This is a genomic window from Mycobacterium shinjukuense (genome assembly GCF_010730055.1).
Taxonomy (GTDB): Bacteria; Actinomycetota; Actinomycetes; order Mycobacteriales; family Mycobacteriaceae; genus Mycobacterium; species Mycobacterium shinjukuense.
Genome location: NZ_AP022575.1, coordinates 1,161,389 through 1,180,770 on the forward strand (window position 1 = coordinate 1,161,389; position 19,382 = coordinate 1,180,770).

The following is a 19,382-nucleotide window of genomic DNA, read 5'->3' on the forward strand; positions in this document are numbered from 1 at the left end:
CTCCTGTTCCGGTGGTGCCGCGGGGGTGGTGGCGCTAGTACCGCCCAAAGGCAATCGCCACATTGTGGCCGCCGAATCCGAACGAGTTGTTGATCGCGTACCGGTAATCACCGGGCCGCGGCTTACCCGCCACCACGTCCAAATCGATCTCCGGGTCGAGGTTTTCCAGATTCAGTGTCGGGGGGATCACCTGATCCCGCAACGCGAGCACGGTAAGGATCGATTCGACCGCCCCGACCGCTCCCACGGAGTGGCCGAGGGCGGACTTGGGCGCATACACCGCCGGCCTGTGGCCGGCCAGGGCGAGGTTGATGGCCCTGCCCTCGGCCAGGTCGCCGACCTGGGTGCCGGTGGCATGCGCGTTGACGTGGTCGATGTCGCCCGGGGTGAGGCCCGCGAGCTGGATCGCCCGCGTCATCGCGTGCCCGGCGCGTTCGCCGTTGGGGTCGGGCGCCACCATGTGGTAGCCGTCGGAGGTGATGCTGGCGCCCATGATGCGCGCCAGGATGTTGGCGCCGCGCGCCTTGGCGCTCTCCTCGGTCTCGATCAGCAGCAGGGCGCCGGCCTCGCCGAACACGAAGCCGTCGCGGTCTCGGTCGAATGGCCGGCAGGCGCCGGCGGGGTTGTCGTTGTTGGTGGACATCACGATGCGCATCTGGGCGAACCCAGCAATCGGCACCGCCTCGATCCTGGTCTCCACGCCACCGCAGATGGCGGCGTCGGCCTCACCGAGAACGATCTGTTGCCAGGCGCGGGCGACGGCTTCCGAACCGGATGCGCAGGCCGACACCGGCGTCATCACCCCCGCCTTGGCGTGCCGCTCGAGTCCCACCGCGGCGGCCGCGCCGTTGGGCATGTACTTCTGCACGGCCAGCGGCGACACCGCCTTCATACCGCGAGCACGCATGTCGTCGTAGCTAAAGACCAGTTCCTCGGCCGAGCCCAGCCCGGTGCCGATCGACACCATCAATCGGTTGGTGTCGATCTCGGGCGAGCCGGCGTTCTCCCAGAGGCGCCGGCTCAGCACGGTGGACATCCGCTGCAGATAGCCCATCCGGCGCAATTCGATCCGCGTCAGCTGGTGATCGAATTCCTCCAACAGATGGCCGCCGATGCGCACCGGCAGGTCGAACTGCTCCACGAACGGGTCGTCGAGGGTACGGATCCCGCTCTGGCAGTCCAGCAACAACTTCCACGTGGTCTCCGCGTCGGTTGCCAATGCCGTCGTCATGGCAACGCCGGTGACAACGACATCGGGAAAGGCTTTCCCGGTAACCAGCTCCGTCATCGGTGTTGTCAACGTTCCTTCCGTGCTTGTCCGGCTCGCCCCCGCAAGCGGGGGGACGCCCACCTCGGGCCGCGCTGCCCGCGATGTCGTGCTTTAGTAACGCCCGAACGCGAGCGCCACATTGTGGCCGCCGAAACCGAACGAGTTGTTGATCGCGTAACGGAAATCGCCGTAGCGGGGTTCGCCCGCGACGATGTCCAGGTCGATCTCGGGATCCGGGGTTTGGTAGTTCAGGGTGGGTGGGATGACCCCGTCGCGCAGGGTCAGCACCGTGAGCACCGCCTCGAGCGCGCCGACGGCGCCGATCGAGTGGCCCAGCGCCGACTTCGGCGCATACACCGCGGCCCGCTCGCACCCGGCGACCCGGATGGCGTTGGCCTCCGCGGAGTCGCCGATCGGCGTCGCCGTCCCGTGCGCGTTGACGTGGTCGACGTCCGCCGGCGACAAGCCGGCCAGTTCCAGCGACCGCGCCATCGCCCTGCCGGCGCGCACACCGTCGGCCGCGGGCGCCACCATGTGGAATGCGTCCGAGGTGATGCCGGCACCCAGCAACCGGGCCAGCGGCTTGGCGCCGCGGGCCTTGGCGTGCTCCTCGGTCTCGATCAGCATGAGCGCCCCGGCCTCGCCGAACACGAAGCCGTCGCGGTCCTTGTCGAACGGGCGGGACGCGCCCTCGGGATCGTCGTTGCGGGTCGACATGGCTCGCATCATGGAGAACGCCGCGATGGGCAGCGCCTCGATGGGACCCTCCACACCGCCGCAGACCGCGACATCCGCATCGCCCATGACGATCTGGCGCCACGCGTGCGCGATCGCCTCCGCGCCCGACGAACAGGCCGACACCGGGGTGATCACCCCGGCGCGGGCCCCGAGCTGCAGACCCACCACGGCCGCGGCGCCGTTGGGCATGATCATCTGCACGGCCAGCGGGGACACCTTGCGCGGCCCGCCCGCGTTCATCAGCTCGTAGCTTTCGACGATCCGCTCGGCGCCGCCCAGACCGGTGCCGACGACGACGGTGAACCGATCCGGATCGACCTCCGGGGTGCCGGCTGCCTGCCACAGCTGACCGCTGAGCAATTTGCCCATCCGCTGGACGTAGGACATGCGGCGCATGTCAAGGCGGCCCATGTGGTTGTCGATCGGATCCTTGAGGTGCCCACCGATTTTGACGGGCAGGTCCCACTTGGCGACGAACTCGTCTTCAAGGACGCGGATGCCGCTCTCGCCGGCCAAAAGTCCCTTCCACGTGCTCTCGATGTCCGGCGAGATCGACGTCGTCGCGGTGACGGCGGTTACCACGACGCTGGGGTAACCACCATTGGCAGTGGAAGGTTTGGTCACTTGCTTTCTGCTTCCAGCCTCGCCTTGACGTTGGCAACGGCCTCGGGGTTCTCCGACTCGAGCTTGGCGCGCAGCGCCTCGGCGGCCTCGGGGTTCTCTTCCTCGAGCTTCTGGATGTAGGCCACCACGTCACCGACGGTGCGCAACCCGGCCAGATCCTCGTCGGGAATCTTGACGCCGTACTTGTCCTCGGTCTGCACGGCGATCTCGACCATCGACAGCGAGTCGATGTCCAGGTCGTCGACGAACGACTTCTCCGGGGTGATCTCGGACGGCTCGATGCCGGTGACTTCTTCGATGATTTCGGCGATACCGGCGATGATTTCTTCCTGAGTGACGGCCACAGTTGCTTCCCTTCGTGTTGTGTGCAAATCGAACTGACGTGCCTTGGTGCTTCTGGGCAAGCCGGCGATTACAGGTTTGCCAACTCGTCCAGATCTGCGGGTGACTTGACGGCGTGCGTCGGAACCCCCCGAAGTTCGCGTTTGGCGATGCCGCTGAGGGTGCCCGCGGGGGGGAACTCCACGATCGCCGTGACATTGTGCTCCCGCAGCGTTGCGGTGCACAGGTCCCAGCGCACCGGCTGGGTGAGCTGAGAGACCAGCGTCGTAATCGCCGCCGCCGCGGACGGGACCGGCTTTCCGTCGCGGTTGGACAGCAGCGTGGCGGTGGGCTCGGCGGTCGCCACGTTGGCCGCTGCAGCCGCGAAGCCTTCGAGGGCCGAAGCCATGAACTCGGTGTGGAACGCGCCAGCGACACCCAACGCGCGCACCCGGGCCTTGGCCGGGGGGTCTTCGGCGAGCTTCTCCAATGACGTGAGCCGGCCGGCGGCGACGATCTGGCCGGCGGCGTTGCGGTTGGCCGCAACCAGGTCGAGCTGCTCGAGGCGGCTCAGCACCTCGGTCTCGTCACCGCCGAGCACCGCGGACATCCCGGTCGGCTCGGTGGCGCACGCCTTGGCCATCTCGGCGCCCCGGGCGGCGGCCAGCGTGACCGCGTCGTCGGCGGCCAGCACACCGGCGATCGCGTAGGCCGCGATTTCACCGACGGAGTGGCCGGCCACGATCATCTTTGCAGCGACGTTTGTGCCGTCGAGCGCGCCTCGCCTGGTCAGCTCGTGGTGGGCCAGCAGCGTGGTCGCGACGATCAAGGGCTGCGCAATCGCGGTGTCGGTGATCTCCTCGGTCGACGCGGTGGTGCCCAGCCGTGCCAGATCCAGGCCACAGGCCTGCGACCACGCCGCGACCCGGGCCGCCGCGCCGGGCAGATCCAGCCACGGCGCCAGCATTCCCTCGGTTTGCGAACCCTGTCCGGGCGCGAGCAACGCAATCACGTGTCTAAGAGAACACTGTGGAAACGGTTTTGCGCGGTCTAACAGATTATGAACCTCGTCTTAGGTTTTTGTATACACCCCACAAAACATCCCCCTAAGCTACGTGTTTGAGATCGGTCCGCGACCTGTCATCTCGATCACTATCCGCTCGTAGGGTCGCTACCAGCCGCCTGGAGCCCCGCTGAGTGGGAGCGGACGCTGGGGCGGCGCGCTGTTTCCGACGTCCACATGATGCGTTGGATGATGCGTCGGATAGTTGAGTTGGCCCACGGTCGCCGCCACCCGCAGGACGTAGGCGTCCCGCGGCTGGGTGGGATCGCGGCCGGTGAAGTCGGTGATGCGTTTGAGTCGGTAGCGGACGGTGTTTGGATGAACGAACAACTTCCTGGCACAGGCCTCAATCGCACCGCCACAATCCAAGTACGCATCCAGTGTCTCGATGAGCGTGGGCCCGGCATCGGCCAGCGGACGCATGACGTCGGTGTGCAGCGCCACGATCGCCGATGCGTCCCCCATCAGGGCGCGTTCCGGCAGCAGTTCGCGGGCCAGCACCGGCCGCGGCGCGGCGCGCCAGCCGGCGACGGCGTTCATCCCGGAAATCGCCTCACTGGCGCTGTGGTAGGCCGCGGTGAGCATGGGCGCCGTCGGCCCGATCACCACCGGGCCGTCGGAGAAGGCATCCAGCAGGTCCTTGGAGAACTTCTCGGTCGGCGACAACTGGCCGGACACGATCGCCACCAACCAGGTGCCGTGCACGTCGGTGAGGGCCGCGCGGCCATGGCGAGCGGCGATGTCGCGGACCACCTGGCTGGCGCGTTCGCTGCTGACAACCGGGCCGTTGGAGCTGTCACGCCCGGGCGCCGGGATGCCCACCACCACCGTCGCCGGGGCGGTCGTGTCCCAGTTCAACGCGGCCGCCCGGGACAGCAGCTCGGGGCCGGTGTCGCCGCGCACCACCGCATCGACGACGCTGGCCTCCATCCGGCTGTCCCAGGTGCCGCGCGCCTCGGCCGCATCGGCATAGGCGGTGGCGGCGGTGAATGCCAGGTCGCGGCTGTACTTCAAGATGCCCACCGTGAGCGCGGTCAGCTGTTCCTCGGAGCGGGCCAGCAAGGGCACCACCTCTTCGAAGAACTCCATGGTGACCCGCACCATGTCCACCGTTTGGCGCAGCGCGATCCGCCGGGTCAGGTCCTGGGGCACCAGTTCGAACGCCTGCGCGGTGTAGCTGACGTTGCTGTGCGGGTCACGCATCCACTCCACGAAGTTCACCACCGCCGTCTGCACCACCAGCGCGACGCTGGCGCGCTGGGAGGCTTCCAGCTCGGCGAAGAACGGCAATCGTTCCTGCATGGCCGAGACCGCCTCGGTGGCCAGCCGGCCCGAATACTGCTTTAACCGTCGCAGCAGGGAATCGGGCACGGTGTCGAGCAGTTCCAGCGGCGACCCGAGCGGGGCGAATTGGTTGTTGGTCACGCCTAAAAGCTACGCGCGATTTCTGGAAGTTCCTACTAAGCGAGCCGAGCGCGCTACGCCCCGGCGCCGGGATCGGAGGATTGCTTCCGCGCGGCCCGCACGTCGTCGATCCGGTAGTGCCGAGCGGCGGCGACCGGCACCGACGGGTCGATCGCGCCGTCGCGGGCCAGCGCCTGCAACACCGCGACCACCTGCGACTCGGCGTCGGTGTTGAAGTAGCGCCGGGCCGCGGGCCGGGTGTCGGAGAAGCCGAACCCGTCGGTGCCCAGGGTCAGATAGGTGCCGGGCACCCACGGCCGGATCTGCTCGGGGACCGCGCGCATCCAGTCCGATACGGCGATCACCGGGCCGCGCGCGTGCTGCAGCGCGGTCGTCAGGTAGGGAACGCGAGCCGGCCGGTCGGGGTGGCGCAGCCTGTCGGTCTCGATGGCCACGCCGTCGCGGTTCAACTCGCCCCAACTGGTCACCGACCACACGTCGGCGGCCACGTCCCAGTCGGCGGCCAGCATCTGCGCCGCCCGCAGCGCCTCGGGCATCGCCACCCCGGAGGCCAGGATCTGCGCGGCGTTGGCGCGCTGCTCCGTGGCCGCGTGGTAGCGGTAGATGCCGCGCAGCACGCCCTCGGGATCGAAGTTCTCCGGCTCGGGCGGCTGCGCGTACGGCTCGTTGTAGACGGTGATGTAGAAGAACACGTTCTCCGGGTTCGGCCCGAACATCCGGGCGAGCCCGCTTTCGATGATGTAGGCGATCTCGTAGGCGAACGCGGGGTCATAGGACACCACCGCCGGATTGGTGGCGGCCAACAGCAGTGAGTGGCCGTCGGCGTGTTGCAGACCCTCGCCGGTCAGCGTGGTCCGGCCCGCGGTGGCCCCGAGCACGAACCCGCGCGCCATCTGATCGGCCGCGGCCCAAAGGCTGTCGCCGGTGCGCTGGAACCCGAACATCGAATAGAAGATGTAGACCGGGATCATCGGCTCGTTGTGCGTGGCATAGGAGGTGCCGACCGCGGTGAACGACGCCGTCGAGCCTGCCTCGTTGATGCCCTCGTGCAGGATTTGTCCGGTCTCGCTTTCCTTGTACGCCAACATCAGGTCGGCGTCGACGGCGGTGTACAGCTGGCCCAAACGGTTGTAGATCTTCAACGACGGAAACCACGAGTCCATCCCGAAGGTGCGGGCCTCGTCGGGAATGATGGGAACAATTCGGTGACCAATCTCCTTGTCCCGCAACAATTCTTTGAAGGTGCGGACCACCGCCATGGTGGTGGCCACCTCCTGGTGTCCGGATCCCTTCTTCAGCGGGGCATAGACGCTGCGCCCGGGCAGGGTCAGCGCCTTGGCCTTGGTCCGGCGCTCGGGCACGAAGCCGCCGAGGGCGCGGCGACGGTCGAGCAGATACCGAATCTCCGGGGCGTCCGGGCCGGGGTGGTAGTAGGGCGGCAGGTAGGGGTCTTCCTCCAGCGCGGCGTCGCTGATCGGAATCCGCATGGCGTCCCGGAAATACTTGAGGTCTTCGAGCGCAAGCTTCTTCATCTGGTGGGTGGCGTTACGGCCCTGGAAGTGCGCGCCCAGCGAATAGCCCTTGATGGTCTTGGCCAGGATCACCGTTGGCTGTCCCTTGTGCTCGACGGCCGCGCGGTAGGCGGCATAGACCTTGCGGTAGTCGTGGCCGCCGCGCTTGAGGTTCCAGATCTCCTGGTCGGTCATGTTGGCCACCAGCGCCTTGGTGCGCGGGTCGCGCCCAAAGAAGTGGTTGCGCACATAGGCGCCGTCGTTGGCCTTGTAGGTCTGGTAATCACCGTCGGGCGTGGTGTTCATCAGGTTCACCAGCGCGCCGTCCCGATCGGCGTGCAGCAGCGCGTCCCATTCACGGCCCCACACCACCTTGATGACGTTCCAGCCGGCGCCGCGGAAGAACGACTCCAGCTCCTGGATGATCTTGCCGTTGCCGCGCACCGGGCCGTCCAGGCGCTGCAGGTTGCAGTTGACCACGAAGGTCAGGTTGTCCAGGCCCTCGAGTGCCCCGATGTGCGCCAGGCCGCGGCTCTCCGGCTCGTCCATCTCGCCGTCGCCCAGGAAACACCACACGTGTTGGTCGGAGGTGTCCTTGATACCGCGGTCATGCAGGTAGTGGTTGAACCGCGCCTGGTAGATGGCGTTCATCGGGCCCAAACCCATCGACACGGTGGGGAATTCCCAGAAGTCGGGCATCAGCCGCGGGTGCGGATAGGACGGCAACCCGCCGCCGGCGTGGCTGCGTTCTTGGCGGAAGCCGTCGAGTTGGTCGGCGGTGAGCCGGCCCTCGAGAAAGGCGCGGGCGTAGATCCCCGGTGAGGCGTGGCCCTGAATGAACACCTGATCGCCGCCGCCCGGATGCGACTTGCCGCGGAAGAAGTGGTTGAAACCGACCTCGTAGAGCGCCGCAGACGATGCGTAGGTGGAAATATGGCCACCCACGCCGGCACCCGGTCGTTGCGCGCGGTGCACCATGATCGCCGCGTTCCACCTGATCCACGTCCGGAAGCGACGTTCGACTTCCTCGTCGCCGGGGAACCAGGGCTCCAGCTCGGTCGGGATGGTGTTGACGTAGTCGGTCGAGGTCAGCGCCGGCAGCGCCACCCGCTGCTCGCCCGCGCGTTCCAGCAGCCGCAGCATCAGGTAGCGCGCGCGCGACGGCCCGGAGCGCGCCAGCAGCTCGTCAAACGACTCCAGCCACTCCGACGTCTCCTCGGGATCGATGTCGGGCAAATAGGACGCCACACCTTCGCGGATCACCCGAACACGGTCGGGTTCGCTTGCGCTGCTTGGGTTTTTGGCCTGACTCTGGCGCGCGAACTGGGTGGTCAACGCACTGCTCCTGTAGTTGGCGGGCGATCCGGCGGGTGGTCGTCTCCTATCGTGCCGCACCGATGACCCGGGCGGATAGCCGCCGTCCGGTCGCTACCGACGTTCGCGGGTCCGGACCGCCCGCCGAAATCGGTGCCGCGACCCGGTAACGTCATGAGCCGTGCTCATCGGATGGCGCGCCGTCGCTCGCCGGCACGGGGGGGAGTTCCCCAGGCGAGGTGCCCTGGCGCTGGGCTGTAGTGCGGTGCTGTTCATGGTGATCGTGGGGTGCACCGCCGTCACCGAAGGCACGGCCACGCCGGACACCAACGTCGCCCCCGCCTACCGGTCGTCGGTGTCGGCGTCGGTGTCGGCTTCGTCGGCGACGTCGCGCGTCCGGGAGTCCCAGCGGCAACAATCGCTGACCACCAAGGCGATTCGCGGCTCCTGTGACTCGCTTGCCACCACCAGCAAGGACGCCATCGACAAGGTGAACACCTTCGTCGCGGCGTTCAACGCGGGCCGTAACACCGGCCCGACCGAAGGCCCGGCCATCGAGGCGCTCACCAACAGCGCGTCGGCGGTTGCCGGCAGCCTCAACGAAGCGCTATCGGCACCGTTGCGCGACGCGCTCAACGCGTACACCGACGCGGCCCGCGCGGTGGCCAACGCCATCGGCACGCACGCGTCGACCGGGGAGTTCAACAGGCGGGTCGATCGGCTCAACGACACCAAGACAAAAGCGCTGAAACTGTGCATGCCCTACTACTGAGCCGGCGCGACGGGCCCGGTTGTGGTTGTGCGACGATAATTGCCATCGCACGTCGTGTGGTTGCGTAAGGGAGGTTCAACGGTGGTCGCGGCGGATCACGGCCCCAGCTACGCGCGCAAGCTGGGCATCCAACGAGACCAAGTTGTCCAGGAGTGGGGCTGGGACGAGGACACCGACGACGACATCCGCGCATCCGTGGAGGAAGCCTGCGGCGGCGAACTGCTCGACGAAGACGCCGACGAGGTCATCGACGTCGTGCTGCTGTGGTGGCGTGACGGCGACGGGGACCTGGTGGACACCCTGATGGACGCGATCGGCCCGCTCGCCGAAGACGGTGTGATCTGGGTGCTGACGCCCAAGACCGGCCGGCCAGGCCACGTGCTGCCCGCCGAGATCGCCGAGGCGGCCCCGACCGCTGGCCTGATGCCGACCTCCTCGGTCAACCTCGGCGACTGGAGCGCCAGTCGGTTGGTGCAGCCGAAGTCTCGAGCCGGGAAGCGCTGATGCTGGACGTCGGAGCGGTCGCTCCCGACTTCACGCTGCGCGACCAGAATCAGCAGCCCATCACGCTGCGCGGCTACCGCGGTGCCAAAAACGTGCTGCTGGTGTTTTTTCCGCTGGCGTTCACCGGGATCTGCCAGGGCGAGTTGGACCGGGTGCGCGATCACCTGCCCGAGTTCGACAACGACGACAGCGCGGTGTTGGCCATTTCGGTGGGCCCGCCGCCGACCCACAAGATCTGGGCGACCCAGAGCGGGTTCCTGTTTCCGGTGTTATCGGACTTCTGGCCGCACGGCGCGGTCAGCCAGGCCTACGGCGTGTTCAACGACCAGGCGGGCTATTCCAACCGCGGGACCTTCGTGGTCGATCGTTCGGGGATCATCAGGTTCGCCGAAATGAAGCAGCCGGGTGAGGCCCGAGATCAGCGGCTGTGGACGGACGCGTTGGCGGCCCTGAGAGGCTGAGCGGGCCCGTTTGGGTGCTTGGTCCGCGGGCGTGTAGCCTGCGGCGGGCATGGGGCGCGTAGCTCAGTGGTAGAGCTCTGGTCTTACACACCAGCGGTCGGCGGTTCGATCCCGTCCGCGCCCACCGGCTATGCGGGCGCCCGCTTTGTCGGTGACGAGCGGATATGGCAGTGTCGTGGGCGTGGGCGAGGTACCCGGCTTTCAGAGCGAGAGCGCGGCGGGACGGTCGGCACCGCCGGTGCGGCCACTGTCGTCGGACCAGCAGCCAGCGACCAAGGCGGACCTGTATGCCGCGGTGGATGCGATGCGCGCCGACATGCGTGAACTACTCGAGAAGATCAGCGCGCTGATCCAGGAGGCGACCCAGAAGTAGGCTGGCGCCCGCGGCCTAGACGATCCGCCAGCCCCGTCGCGCGCGAAACCGCATGTCCCACAAGTACAGTCGGTAGGTGAGGATCCACGCCCCGTGCGGAATCAGCCGGTCGGCCAGCCGCAACACCGCCAGCAGCCGGTCGAACCGGCGCTGCTGGGTCCGCGACCAGTCCAGCCGCATCATCGCGCGGAACTCCGGTGCCAGGAACCCCGTCGTCGCGAACAGGTTGAATGGCCCGGCCAGCGCCCGCAACGGCCACGGCAGAAACGCCACCGAGGCGACCCCGCGAAGATGCTCGCGCACCGGCGGGTCGATCCGCAGCTCATCAAGCGAACGCTTCCAGTAGTCGTCGAAGGCGACCCGATCCGGCGGCCACATCCGCTCCGGCACCTGCAGCGTGGTGCCCAACCGTCTGGCGTCCCGGTAGACCGCGTCGGCGCTGGCGTCGTCGAGTGGGCCATACAGGAACTCGTGCTGCTCCACGAAGTAGCGGTACAGACAGGCGGCCACCCACAGTTGCAGCTTGGGATCAAACGCGTTGTAGGACACCGGGCTTGACGGGGTCGACCGAACTTGCCGGTGCACCAGGTCGACGGCGCCGCGGATCAGCGAGCGATCGGTCGCCGTCCCGATGGTCGCCGCCGCCAGGTAGGTGCCGGTGGTGCGGGCCCGTTTGAACGGATGCCGGTAGACGTTGCCGCTGTCCACCGGGCTTTCCAGCACGCCATAGCCGACGCCGGGCAGCGACAGCTGCATGATCACGTTCGCGGCCGGCAACAACAACCCGGCCGGGTTCACCAAGTCGACGACCCGGGTTGCGGGCCGCTTCATCGCGGATCCTGCCCCACGGGTTCGAGTACACCACGTTTGAGACGCTGCCGGGGTGTTTGCGTCGACACGGCGGCCCCTGCCGGTTGGGCTGGCCGTTACCGCCGGCGGCCGTAGCGGTCGGCGAGCCTTTCTTCGACGGTCATCGGCTGCTGCGGCGCCGGCCTGTGCCGGCGGCGTACACGCAGCTCGGAATAGCCGAAATAGGCCAATCCGATCGGCGCCAGGATGCCGAACGAGATCCACTGGATGCCGTAGGACAGAAACGGCCCGGCATCCAGGTGCGGCAGGCCGATCGGTCGCAGCCCCCCGGGTTGGCCTTCGACCAATTGCAGGTAGGAGCCGGCCAGCGGGACGCGCATCAACGCCGCGATCTGTCCGGTGTTGATCGAATAGACCTGCTGGACGCCGTCCCTGGAGAATGATTGCTTGCCCCCGGGTTCGGAGTCGCGGAGCCGCGCCGTGATGGTCACGGTCTGATCCGGCGGGCGGGGGATCGGCGGTACCCGCGAGCCCGGCTCCGGGCGCAGGTAGCCGCGGTCGACCAGCACGGTGGGTCCGTCGTCGACGACGAATGGTGCCAGCACCTCGAACGCCTGCTCGCCCTCGACGACGCGCAGCCGGGCCAGCACCTGCACGTCCGGCAGGTAGCGCCCGGTAGCGGTGACCCTGCGCCACTGCGCCTGGGGAGCGGACGAATCCTGTTGCGGCAACAGTGTTGTCAGCGGCACCGGCGGGCTGTTGAGCGACTGTTGGATCTGCTGGTTCTCCCGCGAGGTCTTGGTGCTCTTTCCCAGCTGCCACGGCGCCAGCACCGTGAGGCACAGGTAGCTGAACGCGACGACGACCAGGCCCAGCGCCAGCCAGCCCGGCCGCAGCAAAAATCCCAGCCGACGCATCAGCCGTCGCCGCTTCGCGCCAGTTGTTGGTCGACCCAGTCGTGTAGGCCGGGCAGGGCGGCCTCGATGACGGCGAAAACCTCCTCGAAGTCCTCGTGATCGCCGTCATAGGGATCCGCGACGTCGAGGGGATGCGCACCGCAACGCGGATCGAAGGAGCGCAGCATCCGGATCCGGGCGTCCTCGACCCCGAGCTGGCGCAACATCCACACATGGTTGCGGCCCAGCGCCACCACCAGATCGGCCGTCAGGTGATCGGCGGCCAGCTGTGCGGCCCGGTGCTCGGTGGGGTAGCCGTGGGCGCGCAGCACCCGGGTAGCCCGCGGGTCGGCGCCGTTGCCCACATGCCAGTTGCCGGTGCCCGCACTGCTCACCCGCACCCGGTCGGACAGACCACGCCGGCGCAGCTGGTCGGCGAACATCTTCTCGGCCATCGGCGAGCGACAGATGTTGCCGGTGCAGACGAACGTGACATGCAGCGTTTTCGAGCTACACACCCAGTGCCCTCCGCAGCTCATCGACCGTCGCGACATGCGTCACGCCGCTGACGTGACCCGAGCCGGTAAAGTCGGCCTGCCCGTAGCCCCAGCCGACGACGACCGCGTCGATGCCGTGCGCGGCCGCGCCGTCGACGTCGTGGCTGCGGTCACCGACCATCAGCACGCGCTCGGGCAGCGGCTGCAGCTGCGCGAGCGCGTGGGCCAGCACGTCGGTCTTGCTGTGCCGTGAGCCGTCGGGGGCGGCCCCGGCGATGACGTCGAAATGCTGCTCCAGGCCGAAGTGGGCGAGGATGCGCCGTGCGGTCGGCTCTAGCTTGGAGGTCGCCACCGCCAGCCGGACGCCGGCCGCTCGCAGATCATCCAGCAGTGGCCCGATCCCGTCGTACAGGCTGTTCATCGCCCAGCCCCGGGTGCCGTAGTCGGCGCGGAAGGCCGCGATCGCGGCGTCGGTGTGCTCGCCGAGCCGCAGCGCATGGAATGTTTCGTCCATCGGCGGGCCGACGATCTGTGCGGCCAGGTCACCGTCGGGCACGGGCACCCCGATGCGGCCAAGTGCGTGGCAGAAGCTGGCGACGATCCCGTCGGCCGAATCCGTGAGGGTGCCGTCGAGATCGAAAATCACCAGCTGAGGCGGGCGATCGGCGGCACCCGATGCCGCCCGCCCCCGCGCGTCGGGAGGGCGAGGGCAATCGGCTGCGTGCTCGGTCGTGTCGGTCACGATGCCATTGTCGTTGATGCGGCGCTGGTGCGAACTCCCAGGCGACGGGTACCTGTCGGCCCACCGGCCAATCGCGGCGAACTGCGCTGACCCGCGGCCCGCACCAGGTATTTTCGTGGTCAGCGAGTCGCCGCCGACCTCGGCCGGCGAGCCATCACCCGATGGCCCGGCCGACGAAGGGATCCGCCGATGACGTATCTGAGCGCGCAACCGCACCTGATGGCTGCGGCGGCCGCGGAGGTCGCGGGCATCGGTTCGGCGATCGACGAGGCCACCGCGGCCGCGGCCAGCACGACCACCGGTGTGGCGGCGGCCGCCGCCGATGACGTGTCCGCGGCCACCGCAAGGCTGTTCAACACCTTTGCCCGGGAGTGTCAGGTGGTGCTGGCGCAGGCGGCGGATTTTCATCGCGAGTTCGCCCGCGCACTGCTGGCCACCCAGGGTGCCTACCTGGCGGCGGAGGTGGCAAACGTGGGGGCGGTGAACGCCGGCGGCGCCGTGAGCGCGGTGACGTCGCCGGCAGCGGCCCAGCCGCTGGTGGCGCTGGCCATGGGTGGGACCGCAAACCCGACGCCCACAACCGCCTACGTCGACGCGGTCAACTCGCTGTTCATCCAACGCAGCGCGCCCGGCGCCATTCCGCAAGCCCTCGCCACGCCGGCAGCGCTGTACCCGGTGACCGGTGTCAGGGATTTGGTTTTCGACATGTCGGTGCGGAATGGCGTCAGCGTTCTCGACACCGCGATCAACGCGCAACTCGCCGCCGGCAACCACGTCACCGTCTTCGGCTACTCCCAAAGCGCCGTCATAGCCTCTCTGGAGATGCGGCAACTTGCCGCCTTGGGTCCCAACGCTCCGAGCCCTGCAGAGCTCGATTTTGTGCTGATCGGTAATCTGATGAACCCGAACGGCGGCATCTTCCAACGCTTCGCCGGGTTGACGTTCCCGGCGTTGGGTCTGACGTTCGCCGGGGCGACCCCGGATAACCTGTACCCGACGACGATCTATACCCGCGAATACGATGGCTTCGCGGATTTCCCGCAGTACCCACTGAACTTCGTCTCCGTCCTCAACGCTTACGCGGGTGTCGGCTTCGTGCACTTCGGATATGCGCAGCTCACGCCCGAGCAGATCGATTCGGCTGTCACCCTGCCGACGCAGGGGCCGACGATGACCACCTACAAGATGATTCCCACCGAGGATCTGCCGTTGCTGGCTCCCCTGCGCGCGATCCCCATCCTGGGAAAGCCGTTGGCGAGCCTGATCGAGCCGGACCTGAGGGTCATCGTCAATTTGGGCTACGGCGACCCGGCCTATGGCTATTCGACCGGCCCGGCGAATGTGCCCACACCGTTTGGGCTGTTTCCGCCGGTCAGCCTCGACACCGTGGTGGATGCGCTGGCGGCGGGCAGCCAACAAGGCATCCGGGACTTCGCGGCTGACCTGCAGCAGCTTTCCTCGGCGCCGATCTCCGTGCCGCCCTTGTCGACACCGGGTGTGACGTCGCCGGCGACGGGTCTGGTCGTCCCGACGCCCAACGACGTAGCCGGTGCGGTTGCGTCGATCGTCTCGACCGACTACGCCTTGCTGCTTCCGATGGCGGATCTGGCCTTGTCGGCCGTCGTCGGTTTGCCCGCATATGACGCCACCCAGTTCGCGCGCGGGCTTGCGGAGGGCAGCCTGGTTAACGCGATCGGGTATCCGTTCACCGCTACCGTGACGTTGCTGCCGATGGCAGGCGTCCTGGGCGGGCTGGCCATCGGGCGGGCGTTGGCAGCGAATATCAGCGACATCGAGGGCCTCATTTCCTGACACCGGTCTGCCTGCCGGTAAACTTAGTTCATGACTAAGTCCACTGCGCTCAGGGTCGGCGTTCACGAGGCCAAGACACGCCTGTCGGAGCTGCTGCGGCTGGTCGACGGCGGACAAGAGGTTGAGATTGCCCGCGGCGGTGTACCGGTGGCAAAGCTTGTGCCGTTCCATCCCCAACAGACTCGCCGCTTAGGCATCGATCACGGCGTGTATACCGTCCCCGATGATTTCGACGCTCCGTTGCCAGACGATGTTGTGGAAAGCTTTCATCGGTGAAGCGCTACCTCATCGACACCCATGTTTGGCTATGGATGCAGTCAGACCCAAACCGGTTGTGCGACCGGACACGAGCAATCGTTGCGGACACCCGCAACAACATTCTGCTGTCGGCTGCCAGCGCCTGGGAGATCGCGATCAAGTATCGCCTCGGCAAGCTCCCGTTACCCGAACCACCGGGCTGCTACGTGCCCGATCGAATGCGCCGCTCCGGCACGTCCCCGCTGCCGGTCGACCATGCGCACGCGCTGCGCACCGCCGAGCTTCCCGATCACCATCGGGATCCGTTCGACCGTGTCCTCATCGCTCAGGCGCAGCTGCTGGATCTGACGATCATCAGCGCGGACGACCAGTTATCTGCCTACGATGTCGCGGTCGTCGCCGCCTAGACAACGCGGCCCGGTCTACCGGCTGGTCCGGACCTCCGCGAACCCGGCCGCCGCGAAGTCCCGGTCGAGCGCCAAAGCCGCGTGCAGGCGCCCCTCGCGCAGCACCCGCAGACTCGTCGCGTCGACAACGGAGTACACCCGCTCGTCGTGCCGCGCCGTGCGGTGGCCGTCTTGCGGGGCAAAAACGTCCAGGTTTCGACGGCAACCAGGGCGGTGGTGAGGATTTGCTCGGAGCGCCCCAAGGCCGGCGGCATCGCGAGCGCGTCGCGGTTACGCTGAATTCCGATCGAGACGGCCCACCGGGCGATGCCGGCGGCGGTGCTCTGGATTCCTGGCCAGCGAACCGGCCCACTACTGTTTGACGCTGTGGCGACTCTGGACATGAGCCCGCTTCGGGCGGCGCGGCGCCCGCACTGGCCGGTGGGCCGCCGGCAGCCGGCGGCGGTGCGGGCGCAGGCGCCGCGGCTAGCGGAGACGATCGCCGAGGCGCTGTGGTGAGTGTGCGGCTGCGCGACGTCATCGACGTGCTGGACCAGGCCTACCCGCCGCGGCTGGCCCAGGAGTGGGATTCGGTGGGCCTGGTGTGCGGCGACCCGGAGCAGGCGGTGCACTCGGTGACCGTCGCGGTGGACGCCACCCCCGCGGTGGTGGACCAGGTCCCCGAGGCGGGCCTGCTGCTGGCCCATCATCCGCTGCTGTTGCGCGGGGTGGACACGGTCGCGGCCAGCACGCCCAAGGGCGCGCTGGTGCACCGCATGATCCGAACCGGGCGTGCCCTGTTCACCGCGCACACCAACGCCGACGCGGCGGCGCCCGGCGTTTCCGACGCGCTGGCAGACGCCCTTGGCCTGCGCGTCGAAGCGGTGCTCGACCCGATGCCCGCCGCGGCCGGCCTAGACAAGTGGGTGATCTACGTGCCCACCGAGAACTCAGAAGCGGTACGGGCGGCGGTGTTTGCGGCCGGCGCCGGGAACATCGGTGACTATTCGCACTGCAGCTGGAGCGTCACCGGTACCGGACAGTTCCTGGCCCACGACGGGGCATCACCCGCCATCGGCGGCATCGGCGCCGTCGAACGGGTGCCCGAGGACCGGGTCGAGGTGGTGGCGCCCGCGCGGACGCGGGCGCAGGTGTTCGCGGCGATGCGCGCCGCGCACCCTTACGAGGAGCCGGCGTTCGACATCTTCGCGCTGGTGCCACCACCGACCGGCACCGGGTTTGGTCGCATCGGCACGCTGGCGCATCCTGAACCGTTGCGCGCCTTCGTCTCTCGCGTGCAGGCCGGGTTGCCGCCGACGTCGTGGGGAGTGCGCGCCGCGGGCGATCCCGATGGGCCGGTGTCGCGGGTTGCCGTCTGTGGGGGCGCCGGGGACTCGTTGCTGGGCGCCGCCGCGGCCGCGGACGTGCACGCCTATGTCACCGCCGACTTGCGCCACCATCCCGCCGACGAGCATCGCCGCGCCTCCCGGGTGTCCTTGATCGACGTCGCGCATTGGGCCAGCGAATTCCCCTGGTGCGGCCAGGCGGCCGAGGTGCTGCGGTCCCACTTCGGCGCATCGTTGCCGGTGCGGGTGTGCACCATCTGCACCGACCCGTGGAATGTGCACCCGGCCACTGAGACCGGGAGTGATCACTCATGAAAGCCGAAGTAGCACAGCAACGTTCGCTGCTGGAGTTGGCGAAACTGGATGCTGAGCTATCCCAGATTGCCCACCGGGCCGCCCATCTGCCCCAGCGGGAGGCCTACGAGCGGGTGCTCGCCGAACACGCCGCAGCCAGTGACCGGCTGGCGGCCATACGAATCGCGTTGGAGGACTTGGACGCCCAGGTGTCGCGCTTTGAGTCCGAAATCGACGCGGTGTGCCGGCGCGCCGACCGGGACCGGTCGTTGCTGACGGCGGGGGCGATTGACGCCAAGCAATTGGCCGACCTGCAACACGAGATCGAAACCCTGCACCGTCGTCAGGCCAGCTTGGAGGATTCGCTGCTGGACGTGATGGAGCGCCGCGAGGAGCTGGCGGCCCGGCAGACCGCGGAGTCGGCGACCATCGAGAGGTTGCAGACCGACCTGGGCAGCGCCGGGCAGGCCCTGGATGCCGCGCTCGCCGAGATCGACCAGGCCAAGGACGAGCGTTCGTCGCGACGTGACGCGCTGGCCGCCGCGCTGGATCCCGACCTGTCGACGCTCTACGAACGACAGCGTGCCGGGGGAGGGCCGGGCGCTGCAGCGTTGCAGGGACATCGGTGCGGCGCCTGCCGCATCGAGATCGGCCGCGGCGAGTTGGCCCGCATCTCGGCGGCCGCCGAGGACGACGTGGTCCGCTGCCCGGAGTGTGGCGCTATCTTGCTGCGGGTCAAAGGATTTGAGCGGTGAAGGTGGTCATCGAAGCCGACGGTGGGTCGCGCGGGAACCCCGGACCGGCCGGATACGGCGCGGTGGTATGGACCGCCGACCACTCCACGGTGCTGGCCGAGAGCAAGCAGGCGATCGGCCGGGCGACCAACAACGTCGCCGAGTACCGGGGCCTGATCGCCGGTTTGGACGATGCCGTCAAGATGGGCGCCACCGACGCGACGGTGGTGATGGACTCCAAGCTCGTGGTGGAGCAGATGGCGGGGCGGTGGAAAGTCAAACACCCCGACCTGGTGGAGTTGTACGCCCAGGCTCAGGCGCTCGCGTCGCGGTTTCACCGGATCACCTATGTCTGGGTTCCGCGGGACCGCAACACCTATGCCGACCGGTTGGCCAATGAGGCGATGGACGCCGCGGCTCGCGCCGATCGCAGGGGCGAGAAATCGGTGGTAGCGGTCGCCGAATCCCCCAAGACCGCCGAACCCCCGACGGCACCGGGATGGACCGGCGTCCGTGACGCGCCCACCCGGCTGCTGCTGCTGCGGCACGGGCAGACCGAGCTGTCGGCGCAACGCCGCTATTCCGGACGCGGCAACCCGGCGCTGAACGAAGTCGGTTGGCGTCAGGCTGGTTTGGCGGCACGCTATCTGGCGCAGCGCGGCGGGATCTCGGCGATAATCTCCTCGCCACTGCAACGCGCCTACGACACCGCCGCCACCGCCGCCCGGGCTCTGGGTCTGGACGTGACCGTCGATGAAGACGTGATCGAAACCGATTTCGGTGCCTGGGAGGGGTTGACCTTCGGTGAGGCCTCCGCACGCGATCCCGAGCTCCATCGGCGATGGTTGCGCGACAGCAGCGCAAAGCCCCCCGGCGGTGAAAGCTTCGACGAGGTGCTGCGGCGGGTTCGCCGGGGACGCGACCGGATCATCGCCGGGCATCAAGGCCGGACGGTGCTGGTGGTCTCCCATGTCACCCCGATCAAGATGCTGCTGCGACTGGCGTTGGACGCCGGGGCGGGCGTGCTGTACCGGCTGCATCTTGATCTGGCGTCATTGAGCATCGCCGAGTTCTATTCCGATGGCGGCTCGTCGGTGCGGCTGGTCAACCAAACCGGCTATCTGTGACCCAGCGACGATGCGGGACAAGCAGTTTCGCGACATCAGCAGACGCCGCTGGGAATGCCGCGGGCGGGCGTGGTTTCCTGGCTGGGCATCATCTGCGGGTAGGG

21 protein-coding genes, 1 tRNA gene and 1 pseudogene are annotated in these 19,382 nt (G+C 68.2%); 12 read left to right on the forward strand and 11 right to left on the reverse strand.

Annotated elements, in window-relative coordinates:
- Window positions 1-34: 34 nt before the first annotated feature.
- From kasB to aceE, 6 genes are all read right to left on the reverse strand, one after another.
- Window positions 35-1,288 (reverse strand): 3-oxoacyl-ACP synthase KasB, encoded by a 1,254-nt coding sequence (gene kasB, locus G6N20_RS05055; protein ID WP_083046534.1) that lies wholly within the window; start codon window positions 1,286-1,288, stop codon window positions 35-37.
- 93 nt (window positions 1,289-1,381) lie between these two features.
- Window positions 1,382-2,632, reverse strand: coding sequence for a 3-oxoacyl-ACP synthase KasA (gene kasA / locus G6N20_RS05060; protein WP_083046535.1), 1,251 nt, complete (start codon window positions 2,630-2,632; stop codon window positions 1,382-1,384).
- Complete coding sequence (gene acpM, locus G6N20_RS05065) at window positions 2,629-2,976, reverse strand: meromycolate extension acyl carrier protein AcpM (RefSeq protein ID WP_083046536.1); 348 nt, start codon at window positions 2,974-2,976, stop codon at window positions 2,629-2,631. The genes kasA and acpM overlap by 4 nt, the downstream gene beginning before the upstream one ends.
- A gap of 68 nt (window positions 2,977-3,044) precedes the next feature.
- Window positions 3,045-3,965: an ACP S-malonyltransferase gene (locus tag G6N20_RS05070; RefSeq protein ID WP_083046537.1), complete on the reverse strand. Its 921-nt coding sequence runs from the start codon at window positions 3,963-3,965 to the stop codon at window positions 3,045-3,047.
- A 159-nt stretch (window positions 3,966-4,124) separates the two neighbouring features.
- The gene (locus G6N20_RS05075) at window positions 4,125-5,441 is read right to left on the reverse strand and encodes a PucR family transcriptional regulator (RefSeq protein WP_083046538.1); all 1,317 of its coding nucleotides are present in this window, start codon (window positions 5,439-5,441) and stop codon (window positions 4,125-4,127) included.
- A 53-nt stretch (window positions 5,442-5,494) separates the two neighbouring features.
- Complete coding sequence (gene aceE / locus G6N20_RS05080; RefSeq protein ID WP_083046539.1) at window positions 5,495-8,287, reverse strand: pyruvate dehydrogenase (acetyl-transferring), homodimeric type; 2,793 nt, start codon at window positions 8,285-8,287, stop codon at window positions 5,495-5,497.
- A 160-nt stretch (window positions 8,288-8,447) separates the two neighbouring features.
- On the opposite strand from aceE, the gene G6N20_RS05085 reads away from it, so the two are divergent.
- From G6N20_RS05085 to G6N20_RS05105, 5 genes are all read left to right on the forward strand, one after another.
- The gene (locus G6N20_RS05085) at window positions 8,448-9,038 is read left to right on the forward strand and encodes a hypothetical protein (protein ID WP_083046540.1); all 591 of its coding nucleotides are present in this window, start codon (window positions 8,448-8,450) and stop codon (window positions 9,036-9,038) included.
- Between the two features lie 81 nt (window positions 9,039-9,119).
- On the forward strand, window positions 9,120-9,542 hold the full coding sequence (locus G6N20_RS05090; protein ID WP_083046541.1) for a DUF3052 domain-containing protein: 423 nt from the start codon (window positions 9,120-9,122) through the stop codon (window positions 9,540-9,542).
- Window positions 9,542-10,003 carry a peroxiredoxin gene (locus G6N20_RS05095; protein WP_083046542.1) on the forward strand — a complete coding sequence of 154 codons (462 nt, stop codon included), beginning with the start codon at window positions 9,542-9,544 and terminating at the stop codon, window positions 10,001-10,003. The genes G6N20_RS05090 and G6N20_RS05095 overlap by 1 nt, the downstream gene beginning before the upstream one ends.
- A 52-nt stretch (window positions 10,004-10,055) precedes the next feature.
- Window positions 10,056-10,127 (forward strand) — tRNA-Val (locus G6N20_RS05100).
- 51 nt (window positions 10,128-10,178) lie between these two features.
- Window positions 10,179-10,376 carry a hypothetical protein gene (locus G6N20_RS05105; protein WP_179961543.1) on the forward strand — a complete coding sequence of 66 codons (198 nt, stop codon included), beginning with the start codon at window positions 10,179-10,181 and terminating at the stop codon, window positions 10,374-10,376.
- 15 nt (window positions 10,377-10,391) lie between these two features.
- On the opposite strand, the gene G6N20_RS05110 is transcribed toward G6N20_RS05105, so the two are convergent.
- The 4 genes from G6N20_RS05110 to G6N20_RS05125 all read right to left on the reverse strand — a co-directional run bounded on the left by G6N20_RS05110 (window position 10,392) and on the right by G6N20_RS05125 (window position 13,225).
- Window positions 10,392-11,207, reverse strand: coding sequence for an oxygenase MpaB family protein (locus G6N20_RS05110; RefSeq protein WP_083046544.1), 816 nt, complete (start codon window positions 11,205-11,207; stop codon window positions 10,392-10,394).
- Window positions 11,208-11,302: 95 nt separating this feature from the next.
- Window positions 11,303-12,103, reverse strand: a complete 801-nt coding sequence (locus G6N20_RS05115) for an SURF1 family cytochrome oxidase biogenesis protein (protein ID WP_083046545.1) — start codon at window positions 12,101-12,103, stop codon at window positions 11,303-11,305.
- On the reverse strand, window positions 12,103-12,537 hold the full coding sequence (locus tag G6N20_RS05120; RefSeq protein WP_232065499.1) for a low molecular weight protein-tyrosine-phosphatase: 435 nt from the start codon (window positions 12,535-12,537) through the stop codon (window positions 12,103-12,105). Before G6N20_RS05120 ends, G6N20_RS05115 begins: the two co-directional genes overlap by 1 nt.
- 55 nt (window positions 12,538-12,592) lie before the next feature.
- Entirely contained in the window at window positions 12,593-13,225 is a 633-nt protein-coding gene (locus tag G6N20_RS05125) for an HAD-IA family hydrolase (RefSeq protein ID WP_083046547.1), read from the reverse strand.
- A 285-nt stretch (window positions 13,226-13,510) separates the two neighbouring features.
- Between G6N20_RS05125 and G6N20_RS05130 the strand changes: the two genes are divergently transcribed.
- The 3 genes and pseudogenes from G6N20_RS05130 to G6N20_RS05140 all read left to right on the forward strand — a co-directional run bounded on the left by G6N20_RS05130 (window position 13,511) and on the right by G6N20_RS05140 (window position 15,798).
- Window positions 13,511-15,133: a PE family protein gene (locus tag G6N20_RS05130; RefSeq protein ID WP_083046548.1), complete on the forward strand. Its 1,623-nt coding sequence runs from the start codon at window positions 13,511-13,513 to the stop codon at window positions 15,131-15,133.
- A 45-nt stretch (window positions 15,134-15,178) separates the two neighbouring features.
- Window positions 15,179-15,281, forward strand: a pseudogene (locus tag G6N20_RS21925) (antitoxin); the annotation flags it as partial.
- A 124-nt stretch (window positions 15,282-15,405) separates the two neighbouring features.
- Window positions 15,406-15,798, forward strand: coding sequence for a type II toxin-antitoxin system VapC family toxin (locus G6N20_RS05140; RefSeq protein ID WP_083046550.1), 393 nt, complete (start codon window positions 15,406-15,408; stop codon window positions 15,796-15,798).
- Between the two features lie 15 nt (window positions 15,799-15,813).
- On the opposite strand, the gene G6N20_RS21715 is transcribed toward G6N20_RS05140, so the two are convergent.
- Window positions 15,814-15,936, reverse strand: coding sequence for a PIN domain-containing protein (locus G6N20_RS21715; protein ID WP_263992169.1), 123 nt, complete (start codon window positions 15,934-15,936; stop codon window positions 15,814-15,816).
- Between the two features lie 228 nt (window positions 15,937-16,164).
- On the opposite strand from G6N20_RS21715, the gene G6N20_RS21720 reads away from it, so the two are divergent.
- Genes G6N20_RS21720 through G6N20_RS05155 form a run of 4 tightly spaced genes read left to right on the forward strand, consistent with a single transcriptional unit; the run spans window position 16,165 to window position 19,278 of the window.
- Complete coding sequence (locus G6N20_RS21720) at window positions 16,165-16,296, forward strand: hypothetical protein (protein WP_263992170.1); 132 nt, start codon at window positions 16,165-16,167, stop codon at window positions 16,294-16,296.
- The gene (locus G6N20_RS05145; RefSeq protein ID WP_083046552.1) at window positions 16,293-17,438 is read left to right on the forward strand and encodes a Nif3-like dinuclear metal center hexameric protein; all 1,146 of its coding nucleotides are present in this window, start codon (window positions 16,293-16,295) and stop codon (window positions 17,436-17,438) included. Before G6N20_RS21720 ends, G6N20_RS05145 begins: the two co-directional genes overlap by 4 nt.
- Window positions 17,435-18,172, forward strand: a complete 738-nt coding sequence (locus G6N20_RS05150; RefSeq protein ID WP_083046553.1) for a zinc ribbon domain-containing protein — start codon at window positions 17,435-17,437, stop codon at window positions 18,170-18,172. Before G6N20_RS05145 ends, G6N20_RS05150 begins: the two co-directional genes overlap by 4 nt.
- The gene (locus tag G6N20_RS05155; protein WP_083046554.1) at window positions 18,169-19,278 is read left to right on the forward strand and encodes a bifunctional RNase H/acid phosphatase; all 1,110 of its coding nucleotides are present in this window, start codon (window positions 18,169-18,171) and stop codon (window positions 19,276-19,278) included. Before G6N20_RS05150 ends, G6N20_RS05155 begins: the two co-directional genes overlap by 4 nt.
- The last annotated feature ends 104 nt before the right edge of the window (window positions 19,279-19,382 follow it).